Genomic DNA, 12,699 nt, shown 5'->3' with positions numbered 1-12,699 from the left:
ATGGCGACGAACAATCTAGGCATCATCGACTCGTTCCTCAACACCTTCACGACCACCATTGATTCGGGCTTCGGGCTGCTCAAGGGCAGCGTCGTATCGCTCGCCGGATCGCTGTCGGTTCTCGACATCGCCTTGGCCGGGCTGTTCTGGGCCTGGGCGGCGGACGAGGACATCATCCAGCGGCTGGTCAAGAAGACGCTCTATATCGGCTTCTTCGCCTTCGTCATCGACAAGTTCGATGATCTGTCCAAGGTGGTGTTCGACAGCTTCGCGCGGCTCGGTCTCGAGGCCGGGGGCGGCAGCCTGGCGCTGGGGGACTTCCTCCGCCCCGGCCGTCTCGCCTCGACCGGGTTCGATGCCGCGCAGCCGCTGCTCGACGCGGTGCATAACCTGCTCGGTCCCGTCGCCTTCTTCACCAACTTCGTGCAGATTCTCGTGCTCTGCCTGTCCTGGCTGATCGTGCTGGCGGCCTTCTTCATCCTGGCCGTGCAGCTCTTCGTCGCGCTGGTGGAGTTCAAGCTCACCAGCCTCGCCGGCTTCGTGCTGATCCCCTTCGCCCTGTTCAACCGCACATCCTTCCTCGCAGAGAAGGTGCTCGGCAACGTCGTGTCGTCCGGCGTGAAGATCATGGTGCTGGCGGTGATCTCCGCCATCGCCTCCGTCCTGTTCAAGCAGTTCACCACCTCCTATGGCGACGCCACGCCGACCATCGGCCAGTCGCTGTCCGTCGTGCTGGCCTCGCTGTGCATTGTGGGCTTGGCGATCTTCGGCGGCGCGCTGGCCAACGGGCTGATCTCCGGCGCCCCGCAGCTTGGCGCGGGTGCTGCCGTGGGAACGGGCATGGCCGTCGGTGGCATGGGCGCTGCCGCCGTTGCGGGTGTCGGCGCGGCGATCTCCGGGGGAGGCGCGGCGCTGGCCGCCACGGCCGCCGCCGCCCGAGGCGGAGCCGCTGCCGCCGGAGCCGCATCCACGGCCTGGTCGATGGGCGCCATGAACGCCGCGGGCGGGAGCGCCGGGGCACGGATGGCCGCCGGTCTGGGCGGTGTCGCCAGGGCTCCGGCGAGTGCCGCCGCCAATGCCGTGAAGACCAAGGCGTCGTCGGCCGCGTCCGCCATGAAGGAAAGCTATGCCGCCGGGGGCCGTGGGGCCTTCACGGCGACCGGCGGCCGCTTCACGGGCGGGTCGGCTGGCGAGGCGGGACGTGGCGGTGAGGGCGGTGGTGCTTCCGGCGGCGATGGGGGCGCCCCGGACGGCAAGCCCCCGCGCTGGGCGCGGACCATGAAACGCCGCAACGCCGCGACCCACGCCGCCGAGGCGGCCCAAATCATCCGCGCGGCGGATGGCGGCGGCGGTTCCGCCTCGATCGACCTTTCGGAAAAGGAATGAGGACGATGTTCCGTCGCTCCACCACCCGCTACGGCACCACGCCCGAACCCGTCACGCCTTACCAAAAGGCCGCGCAGGTCTGGGACGAGCGGATCGGCTCCGCCCGCGTCCAGGCCCGCAACTGGCGGCTGATGGCCTTCGGCTCCTTGGTCCTCTCCGCCGGCCTCGGCATGGGGCTGGTCTGGCAGTCGGCGCGGGGAACGATCGTACCCTGGGTGGTGCAGGTCGACCGGCTTGGGCAGGCCCAGGTGGTCGCGTCCGCAACGGCGGGCTATACGCCGACCGATCCGCAGATCGCCTGGTATCTCGCGCGTTTCGTCGAGGATGTGCGCGGGCTCTCCGCCGACGCGGTCGTGGTCCGGCAGAATTGGCTGCGTGCCTATGATTTCACCATAATCCCCGGCGCGCAGGCGCTGAACGATTATGCCCGCCTGAACGACCCCTTCTCCCGGATCGGGCATGAACAGGTCGAGGTGGATGTCTCGTCTGTGATCCGGGCCTCGCCGTCGAGCTTCCGTGTCGCCTGGACCGAACGCCGTTATCGCGACGGGGCCTTCACCGGTACCGAGCGCTGGACGGCGATCGTCACGGTGGTGATCGCCCCGCCGCACGACGCCGACCGCCTGCGGAAGAACCCGCTCGGGATCTACGTCTCTGCCATCAACTGGTCGAAGGAACTCGGACAATGATCCGGCTGCTCATGCGCGCCCTGCCGCTGGCGATGCTCGTTCTGCTCTCGGCCTGCGCCGGGCAGTATCGTCCCCCCGTCATTCGCTATGACGACGCGGTCCTGGCCACGCGCCTGCCGGACCCGCCGAAGCCGGTTCAGGTGGTCGCAGTGCCGCAGCCGCTGCCGTTGCCGGGGCAACTCAAGCCTTTGCCCTCACGCCGATCCAGACACGCCGTGCCGGACGTGGCCGATCCGACGGCGCGTGTGACGCAGGCCAATCTGGCCGCACGCATCCAGCCGACGCGGGCCGGGTTCATCAACGCGGTGCAGGTCTATCCCTACAGCGCGGGGGCGCTCTATCAGGTCTATGCCTCGCCCGGCGACATCACCGACATCATGCTCCAGCCGGGCGAGAAACTGGTGGGCAGCGGCCCCGTCGCCGCCGGTGACACCGTGCGCTGGATCATCGGCGACACCAGCAGCGGGGCGGGCACGACGAAACGCGTGCATATCCTGGTCAAGCCGACGCGGCCGGACCTCACCACCAACCTGATCGTCAACACCGACCGGCGGACCTATCTGGCCGAGCTGCGCGCCACGCCCGCGACCTATATGGCCTCGGTGTCGTGGGACTATCCCGAGGACGATCTGATTGCGCTGCACCGCCAGGACAGCGAAGCCGAGGAAGAGACTCCGGTGGCGACGGATCTGGATCTCGACGACCTGCATTTCCGCTATGCCATCCAGCCTGTGAAAGGAGGGACACCGCCCTGGTTGCCTAGCCGGGCCTTCGATGACGGGCATAAGGTTTATATCGCGTTCCCGAGCGGGATCGGGCAGGGCGATCTGCCACCGCTCTTCGTGCTGGGGGCGGATGGCGGGCCGGAACTGGTCAATTATCGCGTGCGCCAGAACTGGATGATCGTCGATCGTCTGTTCGCGGCCGCCGAACTGCGGCTGGGCGACAAGACCAGCGAGCAGCGGGTGCGCATCGTGCGTACCGATGGCCAGCCGTCATGAGCGAAGAGAAGGAGGCACCGGAGGGGCCGGACGGCATCCCTCCCGCCGGGCAGGGGCTGGCGTCGGGCGGTGCGCCGTCGCCATCTCCGGCTTCGGTCTCCCCGCCCGACCTGCGTCTACGCGCCGAGCGGCCGGGCGTGGTGCGCCTGTCGCGCAGCGTGATCTGGTCGCTCGGCGGGGTCGGCGTCATCGCCGTCGCGTTCGCGCTGGGTTATGCCCTGGAAGCGAGCCATCGTCCGCCGCCGGCGTCAGCCGGCCCGGACAGCGCCTCGCCGCCCGCTGCGGCCGGATTGGACAATCTCCCGAAAGATTATGCCGGCGTCCCGAAACTGGGACCGGCATTGCCCGGCGATCTCGGACGACCGATCCTGCATGCGCAGGAACGCGGAAAGTCGGTCCCCACCGGTGCGATCGGCGATCAGGATGCGCGCCGGGCACAGCAGGAGGTCGACGCCGCCATCGGTAGCAAGCTCTTCGCTTCGGTCGAGGCACGCGATCCGCACGATGGTCAGGTCATTCCCGCGCCGATCGCCGATCGCCGGCAAGATCCCGTCGGAAACGGGGTCCAGGCCGGAAATCTTGCCTTCCTCGCGGGTCAGCCCGATCGGCAGACCATCAGTTCCGACCGGATCATGCCGGTGGCGTCACCCTACGTGCTGCAGGCGGGAACCGTGATCGCCGGCGCGCTGAACACGAAGATCAGCTCCGACCTGCCGGGCGAGATCGTGGGGCACGTCACCCAGAACGTCTATGACAGCCCGACCGGCCTGTATCTCCTGATCCCGCAGGGCAGCACCCTGTTCGGAGCCTATAACAGCGGCGTCTCCTTCGGGCAGCAACGCACCCAGATCATCTGGACCCGGCTGATCTTTCCAAATGGCGAAAGTCTCGTGCTGGAGAAGCTCCCGGGCGCGGACGCCATCGGCCAGTCGGGGCTGTCGGACGAGGTGAACAATCATTGGGGGCAGCTCTTCAAGGCCGCGCTCGTCACCACGCTGCTCAGCGTCGGCTCGGAGGCGGGGACCAGTCAGAGCGAGAACAACCTGGCCCAGGCGATCCGCAGCGGGGCCAGTAACGGCTTCTCGATGGTCGGCAATCGCCTTGTCGACCGTTCTCTCAACGTCCAGCCGACGCTGACCGACCGGCCGGGACTGCCGTTCACCCTCATCGTCTCGCGGGATCTGATCCTGAAACCCTATGTCGAGCAGGGAAATCACCATCATGGATAAGCTCCGCATCACCGCGATTCCCGACAATCGTCCGGTGCGGATGACCGTGGCGTTTCCCGCCGAGATACACCGAGACCTCCTGCTTTACGCCCGGTTCCTCGTGGAGGAGAGTGGCGCGGAGGGGAATGTTGGCAAGAACCCGGCTCGTCTGGTCCCGATCATGGTCGCACGTTTCATCGAGCGCGACCGGGTGTTCCTTAGGAAGCGCAAGGACATTGCCACAGGCGGGTCGGCGAGCCCGCTCGGAAGGATATGACCGGCCGGTATTCGGTGCCTCTAGCAGTGTGTCGGGTTGGGGTCGCGTCCCACTGCTGATTGTGTGTCTGGTTGTGAGACTCCCTTGGTGTTCTCGATGATGCGGAGCACCTCCTGCCGTACTCGGCCGTTGAAGCGCTCGACCATGCCGTTCGTGCGCAGCGTGTAAGGCTTCGTCTTGCGGTGCCTGCATGCCGTGCCGGGCGCAAGCGGTTTGAAAGGCATCGACGGTGAAATAGGACCCTCGGTCGGTCAGCACGTGCGTGATCCGGAACGGGAACGCGCCAAGTGGCTTTGTCAAGTAGGTCACCGCCGAGACCGTAGTCTCGTCATCCCTGACGGCCAGGTGCACGTAGCGGGAAGCGCAGCTGATGGCGACATACAAGACGTCATAGCGGGCTGCCAGGACGCCTGGGCGCTCGGCGGACCAAGCGATCTCAACCCCCCGGAAGGCATGTGCCGGTATTCGGATGAATGGCCAGCATCAGCGGCTACTCCGGGACAGAACAGGCCGGCGCGATACAGTGAAGCGCCAAGCATTCTCTGTGAATGCCTGCCGAGGCCTATCCCAATAAATGCTTCGCTACTGGAAAACTGAAGGCCGTTTGTCGGATCACGACTGTGTCCATTCGGGTGATTTTAACGCCCTAATCAATGATAAATATTTGCGGGCGCTCTATCTATTGGCGTCGGCCATACGAATATGAAGGCCAGAGACATGATTGCTGTTACTTCTGCAACCAACCATACCGTAATATAAGTGCTCGACCAGTATATAAGACCGGACATTGCGAAGGGGGTTGCGGCAATTGCGATCTGATTGAACGCCATCGCCAAACCGAGCATCTCGCCAACACTGTGCGGGGGTGCTAGTTCCGCCAGCCATGTGACCCATGGCCCATACCAGCCGAAAACAAAGAATCCCAGGACGATACCGAACGCCACTCGCGCAGGAAAACAACTCGCTACCGAAAGCACCATGGTCAGAGGCAGCAGACAGGCTACGCCAACGCAGCACAGTATCACTGTTCTCCTCGGCCCTCGATGGAAACGAGATGCTGCCCATGATAAAATGATTCTTCCCGCTGCTCCGGCCATCTGGATTCTAAAGAAGTCGTCAGCGGCGGGTGCAAGTGAAAGCGCTGCTTTACGCTGCAAATAGATGACCCAGAAAATGCTTACTGTGGTTTGAATGGACACAAGCGATATCCCCAGCACTGTTGCATTGGAAAAGCCTGGGATCCGCATGATCTGCTTCGCCGACTTATATAGTGATCCCTTTCTTGCCAGAGGAGGTTGCGCGACATGGTAATTCCTGTAACTGCTCCAGAACAGACTACAAATGAAAGTTAGGAAAGCGGCGATTAGGAGCGCCGATGTTTTCCAGCCCATCGCCGCCAGTTCACGGGGCAAGAAATAGGCGATCAGCGCGCCAGATAGTGGCAGTGCGGCTTGACGCACTCCCACAACCAACCCGTGCGACCTTGGGGGAAACCAGCCTAGAACGGCTTTTGTGCCTCCCGGCTGGATCGGGACATATCCGATACCGATCAGGATCATAGCGAAGCCGAAGGCGAAGCAATCTGGGCTCACGGCCATGATAATAGCGGCAAGCGAGAGAATGCAGAGACCAACCGCGATCGGGCCTCGTTCACCGCGATGGTCGAGGATCCTTCCTATTACGAAGAGTCCGAAAATGGTCGCGATGCTTGACAGCCCTGCCAATATACCGACCGCCGCATCGGACAAGTGAAAACGCGGCTTTGCAGCCGCACCCCAAACTCCGATCCCCTGGCTCAGCGTACCCGCGCCAAGTTGACACAAAGTTGTTACCAGGAGAACCCATCCCAGATATGGGGCTTTTGCTCCTGACCCGGCGCGATCTGGAACCGTCGTCATCTTTTGTTCAAAGTCGGGGTTGCTGCTGCATCGGTTTCGAGACATTGGCGATGACGTCTATCTGTTTTGGTCCGTCCGCAGTTTTCATGGCGTCTAGTAGAGACTCATAAAATCTTCCGTAACTAAAGAGTAGTTCAGACGTCGCTGTTTCTAGGAAACCCCAATCGGGGGCTTGTCCTGTCGCGTTGCAATAGTCCTCCAGGCCCATAACAACGGAGGCGAAATGCCCACTCTCAGTCGAGCCGAGGTGATCATAGACGAACTTGAGATCGGCCTTGAGAGACGATACAGGCTTGCCAATCACATCTTTATGCCACCGTCCAAAATAGGGCGCTGCGAACGTGAATTCGCCGAAGTTATACAATTCCTCGGGCAAGGAAATGGTGATTGCCTTCCCTAGGTCCTGTCCGTTTTGGCGATAGGCATTAGCGGAGGCCATGAAGTCTTTTGCACCGGTGACGCGGTAACTGTTTCTCTTCCATTCGTCAGTTCCACATAATGCATCGGCAAATTGCTCGTAAAGCTGCTGATGATCGATACCTCCAATCCCAGTATCTTCATGAGAAACTTCAGCAAGTCGGGTTGCTGAACGAAACAGCAAAAACTGCTTGTCTCTGTCGGGCGTCTGCTCAGCTAACGAGAGAAGACGAAAGGCCAATGCGCAGAAACTCGCAGCCCCTGTGCCGGGAGACCGCCAGTTTTTGGCAAATACACAGAGTGCGTCCTCGGACCAGCGCTTGCGGGCAAATTCGTCAAAAAAACCCTCGATGATACTCAGCGCGGTTGTCGATTGATCATATCCGCGATGGAGCGCTGTTCGTGCTGCCTCGTTTTCAACCAATGCAATTTCGCTATCGACGATCTCTAGGAAATGTCTCATTATCGTTGCTCCTGATGGATAACAACTTTGGCGCCGCAACCCTCATGTTTGCGTAGAGTACCTGCGCGTCGAATGACGACTACGCATGTAGCACCATAGGCACCGATCGGTACGATTGGCAAGTCATAAAGTTACCTTCGATATCCACCAGCGCATGCGCGGCACAGCGTCTCACCGATTGGCATCGACCCCTTTACGAGAACGGCGACCGTGTACCGGCCGTTCGGGGCCGGGGAACATCTGGCGTCGAGCGTGGAAGGTCTGGAACCCCCTCACCGAATTGAGTTTCATTCCGTATGCGATGCATGTGATCGCTATTGGAAACCTCCCGGAGTGTTTTCGGCTTGCAAAGATGGGGCCAAATACCGATATCAACTATTTTCCACGAAGCGTCCATTTCTACGAGCCCACGAAGGTCCCCAACGCGGGCGTCTCCCGCGACCTGTCCCAACGTGCGCCGAAGGTTACCGATCCTGCCTACCTGTCCAGTTGTTCCTCCTCCTCGAGCTGAACAACCAGCATGGTCGGCCGCGCGGCCGCTTCAGCGATCGCCTTGGCATTCCGGTCGTCGTTTTTCTGCGTCTTGACGTAGGACCGGACGTACTCTGCTGGCGTCAGACGTACCTCGTGCCCTTGCTCCCAAAAACCCGCCGAAGATGAAGGGCTCCGAAGCAGGCCTCCATCGCAATCATACCAACGGGTGTGATCACTGACTCGTCTGTGAGGTGACGCTAGGCACGGGCTCTGATTCTCTTGCTGTGGGGAGGATCGGGGCATGACGGCGGCGGTATCATTGCGGGAGGACTATTCGGCATCGGCGCTGCGTCGTTTGGCATCGCGCAGCCGGGACGCGAATGTCGCGCGTCGGCTACTGTCGCTGGCGGCGGTGTGTGACGGGGTCAGTCGGACGGAGGCCGCGCGGATCGGCGGCATGGACCGGCAGACGCTGCGCGACTGGGTGCATCGGTTCAACGATATGGGGCCCGCTGGACTGCGTGGCCAACGTAATCCTGGGCCAGCTTGCCGCCTGACGGCGAGTCAGCAGGCGGAGCTGGCAGGGTTGATCGAGGCTGGTCCCGACCTGGCCCGGGACGGCGTGGTGCGCTGGCGGCGAGTGGATCTGCAGCGGGTGATCGAAGAACGCTTTGGCGTTTCGTATCACGAGCGCCACGTCTCCACCCTGCTGAAGCGTCTGGGCTTCAGCCATGTCAGCGCCCGGCCGCGTCACCCCGGGCAGGATCCGTCCGTCATGGAGGCGTTTAAAAAAACTTCCCGACCATCCTGAGCGCCCACATTGGCCATCTGCCGCGCGGCAAGCCGATCGAGTTGTGGTTTCAGGACGAGGCCCGCATCGGCCAGAAGAACGGGATCGTCCGTCAGTGGGCCAGACGAGGCACCCGACCGCGCCAGCCGGCCGACCAGCGCTACGAGAATGCCTGGCTATTCGGCGCGATCTGCCCCGCCCGCGGCAAGGCGGCGGGGTTGGCGCTGCCGTTCTGCTCGATCGCGCCGGCTGGCATACGACGCTGAAACTCAGACTGCCGCGCAACATCAGCCTGATCTTTCTGCCCTCACGCGCGCCGGAGTTGAACCCCGTCGAAAACGTCTGGCAGTTCCTCCGCGCCAACTGGCTGTCCAACACCGTCTTCGACGGCATCGAGCACATCATCGACGCCGCATGCACCGCTTGGAACAACCTCGTCGCACGCCCAGACGCCATCCGATCCATTGGTCTCAGGCAGTGGGCTCACACAGGTCAGAGACTATAGCCGTTGGTATCAGACATCGCGGCAAGTCCGCCGCCAGGCGCACCAATGACGAACGCTGGCGGCGGCGAAAGACGCGCCCCGCTGCATCCACACCGACACCGCTGCAGTTGTTCTTGTCCAAATCGATACCCAGAGCCGCGATCTTCACGGGATCCTCCTTCCCCTATCGGACTACGGCATCATACGCCGTTTTCATGAGGGGCGGGCCATTCCATAAATTCCTGACATGCCCGTCCAGGAACCACCGTCGACGCTACGTTCGGGCTTTGCCGCTACCGGGGTGGTCGCTATGATGCCTATCGGCGCGTGATAACGCCTTTTTGCGACGAGGCGGCCTCCTATGTCGGGCGGCCTGCCGAATACAACACCCGGACCTATGGTCCACGCGGTGAACGGCCCTGGCTATTCATCGCTGGAAATAGGCAGGGCGTGGCTATGCCTCTCGCAAACACGTTATCACCCGCCCGACGCCAGGGAAGGGCCGGGTCAAGCGCGTGCAGATGCAATTGTACGGACCGGTCACTCTTCGCGTCGAACGCTGATGTTATTTTGACCTAGGACTGGAACGCCGCACAAGCGCGAGCGTGCCCCAGCGGAGAGAACAAAGGAACGACCGGTTATGACACGACCGACACTCTATAATTGTCCGCCCTCCGGGAATTGCTACAAGGTCCGACTCTTCGCGGCCCTGGCGGGCATCGAACTCGACATTCGGGATGTCGATCTCGCCGCCGGCGCGCACAAGACGCCGGAATTCACACTGCTCAATCCGTGGCAGCAGGTGCCGGTACTGCAGGACGGAGAAACCGTCATCTGGGATTCCCAGGCCATTCTGGTCTATCTCGCCGAGAAACAAGGCAACGCCGACTGGTGGCCGAGCGAGCCGGCTGCGCGAGCCCGCGTCGTCGAATGGCTGTCGGTCAGCGTCAACGAAATCCAGCATGGCCCCGCGGATGCACGACTGGTCAAAAAATTCGACTATCCGTTGCGGTATGACGATGCCATAGCCGCCAGCACGCGGACGCTTGCCATCGTCGATCGGCATCTTGCTGACCACGTCTGGTTGGCGGGAGATGCGCCGACTCTGGCCGACTGTGCCGCCTATCCCTATCTGACGCTGGCACCGGAAGGCGGCATCGCACTGGATATCTATCCGGCTCTGCGTCAGTGGATCGGGCGGGTCGAGGCGCTGCCCGGGTATATCGGCGTGGACGCGTAGACGACGTTCCACCTTTGACATTGTCCTTCCGTTGCGGCCTCCGGGTCTCTCGGAGCCGTTTTCTGTCGTGCAGGGCGTTGTTCAGTAAAGGGAGAGGGAAGGGGAGGGGTTTCGCGACGGATTTCGAGGCGGGGAGAGGGTCTTCCGGCCGTCCGTCGTGGAGTTTCCTGTCATGGCAAGTGCCATTCAGAAGATCACGCTGAACGGATCGCGTGACATCCCCTTCAACAAGCTCGCGCTCTCGCAGGCGAACGTCCGGCGCGTGAAATCCGGCCTGTCGATCGAGGAGCTCGCCGCCGACATCGAGCGCCGTGGGTTGCTGCAGGGTTTGAACGTTCGCCCTGTTCTCGATACCGAGGGGGCGGCGACCGGCACGTTCGAGGTGCCGGCCGGTGGCCGCCGATTCCGCGCGCTGGAACTGCTGGTGAAGCAGAAGAAGCTCGCCAAGACCGCGCCGATCCCCTGCGTTGTGCGCGAGGTCGGCTCATCCATCCCAGCCGAGGAGGACTCGCTGGCCGAGAACGTCCGGCGCTTGGACCTGCACCCGCTGGACCAGTTCCGGGCCTTCCGGACGCTGCTGGAGAAGGGCCAGTCCGAGGAGGAGATCGCCGCCCGGTTCTTCGTCACGCCCGCCGTGGTGAAGCAGCGCCTGCGGCTGATCACCGTGTCGGAGAAGCTGCTGTCGCTCTACGAGGAGGATGGAATCCGGCTGGACCAGCTCATGGCCTTTTCCATCAGCGACGATCATGCCCGTCAGGAACAGGTCTGGGACATCCTGTCGCAGAGTCACAATCGCGAGCCCTACCTGATCCGGCGGATGCTGACGGAGAAGGCCGTCCGCGCCTCCGACCGCCGGGCGCGTTTCGTCGGGCTGGACGCCTATGTGGCCGCAGGCGGGCATCTCCTGCGCGACCTGTTCGAGACTGATGATGGCGGCTGGCTGGAGGATCCCACGCTTCTCGACCGGCTGGTCATGGAGAAGCTGGCCGTGGCGGCGGAAGACATCCGGGCCGAGGGGTGGAAATGGGTGGAAACGGCGCTATCCTTCCCCTGGGAACACACGCGCAGCCTCGATGAAATCGATGGTAAGCCGGTTCCCCTGTCGGATGACCAGACGGCGCGGCTCGAAGCCCTGCGCGCGGAGCGGGAGACGATCGAGGCGGAACACGCGCAGGCCGACGAATTGCCCGACGAGATCGATGCCCGTCTGGGCGAGATCGAGGAGCAGATCGCGGCGATCGAAGACCGTGCCGCCAGCTACGATCCGGCCGACATCGCCCGCGCTGGAGCGTTCGTCAGCCTCGACACAGACGGCACGCTGTTGGTCGAGCGCGGCTTCGTTAGGCCAGAGGACATGCCGGCGGACCTGGAGGAGGAGACCGGCGGCGGCGATGGGGCGATCGACCATGACAGCGGGGAGGACGGCGACATTGAAGGGCACGTCGCGACGGACGAGGAGATCGGCGACGCCGAACCGGAGGAGGAAGATGGGCTGAAGCCGCTGCCCGACCGGCTGCTGACAGAACTGACGGCCTGGCGCACGCTCGCCCTGCGCGACGCCTTCGCGGCGAACCCGCACGTCGCGCTGACCGAGTTGCTGCACACGCTGGTCCGCGACCTCTACTGGCAGGTCTCCGGCGCGGATTGCCTGCAAGTGGTCGTGCGGGATGTCGTTCTGTCCGTTCACTCTCCCGACATGCCGGGCAGCATCCCCGCGCATGGGATGCGCCGGCGCGGCGCGGAATGGAAGAACGACCTGCCGGAGGACGAGGATGCGCTCTGGATCTGGCTGGACCAACTGGACGACGCCAGCCGCCTGGCCCTGCTGGCACATTGCCTGTCCCTCGGCGTCAATGCGCTTTACGAGCGTATGCCGCCCTATGGCGCGGTATCGCAGCGCAGCGTGTCCGAGCGTCTGGCGCGCGCCGACCGTCTGGCGACCGCGCTCCGGCTCGATCTGGTCGAGGCGGGCTGGCAGCCGACGGTGGACAATTATCTCGGCCGCGTCACCAAGGCGCGCATCCTCGAAACCGTGCGCGAGGCGCGGGGCGACGAGGCCGCCGTTCGTATCGCGCATCTCAGGAAGGGCGAGATGGCGGAAGCCGCCGAGCGGCTGCTCGAAGGTTCCGGCTGGCTGCCCGAGGCGCTGCGGACCAAGGGTCTGCCGGTTCCGTCGGAAGGTGACGAGATACCGAACGGCGCGGCGGCCGGCGTCGTAGCTGTGCCGGTTGAATAGGGCGTCACCGGACGGACATGGCGGCTTTCGGTCTTCGGGAGCCGCTTTCCGCAACAGCAAGACGTGGGCCGCGGAGCGATCCGAAGATGCACGTCATTCACCGTTGCGCTATACACGTATATCACGCGCGGAGGAT

9 protein-coding genes and 3 pseudogenes are annotated in these 12,699 nt (G+C 63.3%); 8 read left to right on the top strand and 4 right to left on the bottom strand.

The annotated features are described in order from the left end of the window. From trbL to F3J08_RS14860, 5 genes are read left to right on the top strand one after another with little or no spacing between them, the layout of a single operon-like run. The gene (gene trbL, locus F3J08_RS14880) at positions 1 to 1,386 is read left to right on the top strand and encodes a P-type conjugative transfer protein TrbL (RefSeq protein ID WP_166931063.1); all 1,386 of its coding nucleotides are present in this window, start codon (positions 1 to 3) and stop codon (positions 1,384 to 1,386) included. Between the two features lie 5 nt (positions 1,387 to 1,391). After that, positions 1,392 to 2,075: a conjugal transfer protein TrbF gene (trbF, locus tag F3J08_RS14875; RefSeq protein ID WP_166931060.1), complete on the top strand. Its 684-nt coding sequence runs from the start codon at positions 1,392 to 1,394 to the stop codon at positions 2,073 to 2,075. Beyond that, positions 2,072 to 3,076, top strand: coding sequence for a P-type conjugative transfer protein TrbG (trbG, locus tag F3J08_RS14870; RefSeq protein ID WP_166931057.1), 1,005 nt, complete (start codon positions 2,072 to 2,074; stop codon positions 3,074 to 3,076). The genes trbF and trbG overlap by 4 nt, the downstream gene beginning before the upstream one ends. Continuing rightward, on the top strand, positions 3,073 to 4,305 hold the full coding sequence (locus F3J08_RS14865; protein WP_166931054.1) for a TrbI/VirB10 family protein: 1,233 nt from the start codon (positions 3,073 to 3,075) through the stop codon (positions 4,303 to 4,305). The genes trbG and F3J08_RS14865 overlap by 4 nt, the downstream gene beginning before the upstream one ends. Further along, positions 4,298 to 4,561: a DUF2274 domain-containing protein gene (locus F3J08_RS14860; protein WP_166931051.1), complete on the top strand. Its 264-nt coding sequence runs from the start codon at positions 4,298 to 4,300 to the stop codon at positions 4,559 to 4,561. Before F3J08_RS14865 ends, F3J08_RS14860 begins: the two co-directional genes overlap by 8 nt. 98 nt (positions 4,562 to 4,659) lie before the next feature. Here the strand turns inward: F3J08_RS14860 and F3J08_RS17260 are convergent. The 4 genes and pseudogenes from F3J08_RS17260 to F3J08_RS17255 all read right to left on the bottom strand — a co-directional run. Next, positions 4,660 to 4,972: pseudogene (locus F3J08_RS17260) on the bottom strand (IS481 family transposase); the annotation flags it as partial. 239 nt (positions 4,973 to 5,211) lie between these two features. After that, positions 5,212 to 6,459: an MFS transporter gene (locus tag F3J08_RS14855; protein ID WP_166931048.1), complete on the bottom strand. Its 1,248-nt coding sequence runs from the start codon at positions 6,457 to 6,459 to the stop codon at positions 5,212 to 5,214. A gap of 7 nt (positions 6,460 to 6,466) precedes the next feature. Next, a complete protein-coding gene (locus F3J08_RS14850) occupies positions 6,467 to 7,339 on the bottom strand; it encodes a hypothetical protein (RefSeq protein ID WP_166931045.1) in 873 nt (290 codons plus the stop codon). 483 nt (positions 7,340 to 7,822) lie between these two features. Continuing rightward, positions 7,823 to 8,070: pseudogene (locus F3J08_RS17255) on the bottom strand (IS110 family transposase); the annotation flags it as partial. Positions 8,071 to 8,114: 44 nt separating this feature from the next. Here F3J08_RS17255 and F3J08_RS14845 point away from each other — a divergent pair. From F3J08_RS14845 to F3J08_RS14835, 3 genes and pseudogenes are all read left to right on the top strand, one after another. Next, positions 8,115 to 9,108: pseudogene (locus F3J08_RS14845) on the top strand (IS630 family transposase). 619 nt (positions 9,109 to 9,727) lie between these two features. Next, positions 9,728 to 10,327 (top strand): glutathione S-transferase family protein, encoded by a 600-nt coding sequence (locus F3J08_RS14840; RefSeq protein ID WP_166931042.1) that lies wholly within the window; start codon positions 9,728 to 9,730, stop codon positions 10,325 to 10,327. Positions 10,328 to 10,499: 172 nt separating this feature from the next. Further along, positions 10,500 to 12,563 (top strand): ParB/RepB/Spo0J family partition protein, encoded by a 2,064-nt coding sequence (locus tag F3J08_RS14835; RefSeq protein WP_166931039.1) that lies wholly within the window; start codon positions 10,500 to 10,502, stop codon positions 12,561 to 12,563. Positions 12,564 to 12,699 lie beyond the last annotated feature (136 nt).

Origin of the sequence: Asaia sp. As-1742 (genome assembly GCF_011753235.1) — a bacterium.
Lineage (GTDB): Bacteria > Pseudomonadota > Alphaproteobacteria > Acetobacterales > Acetobacteraceae > Asaia > Asaia bogorensis_B.
This window is presented reverse-complemented; position numbering and strand designations above follow the sequence as displayed.

Coding starts and splice junctions, on each gene's coding strand:
- trbL (WP_166931063.1), top strand. CDS start 1: ATGGCGACGAACAATCTAGGCATCATCGACTCGTTCCTCAACACCTTC.
- trbF (WP_166931060.1), top strand. CDS start 1,392: ATGTTCCGTCGCTCCACCACCCGCTACGGCACCACGCCCGAACCCGTC.
- trbG (WP_166931057.1), top strand. CDS start 2,072: ATGATCCGGCTGCTCATGCGCGCCCTGCCGCTGGCGATGCTCGTTCTG.
- F3J08_RS14865 (WP_166931054.1), top strand. CDS start 3,073: ATGAGCGAAGAGAAGGAGGCACCGGAGGGGCCGGACGGCATCCCTCCC.
- F3J08_RS14860 (WP_166931051.1), top strand. CDS start 4,298: ATGGATAAGCTCCGCATCACCGCGATTCCCGACAATCGTCCGGTGCGG.
- F3J08_RS14855 (WP_166931048.1), bottom strand. CDS start 6,459: ATGACGACGGTTCCAGATCGCGCCGGGTCAGGAGCAAAAGCCCCATAT.
- F3J08_RS14850 (WP_166931045.1), bottom strand. CDS start 7,339: ATGAGACATTTCCTAGAGATCGTCGATAGCGAAATTGCATTGGTTGAA.
- F3J08_RS14840 (WP_166931042.1), top strand. CDS start 9,728: ATGACACGACCGACACTCTATAATTGTCCGCCCTCCGGGAATTGCTAC.
- F3J08_RS14835 (WP_166931039.1), top strand. CDS start 10,500: ATGGCAAGTGCCATTCAGAAGATCACGCTGAACGGATCGCGTGACATC.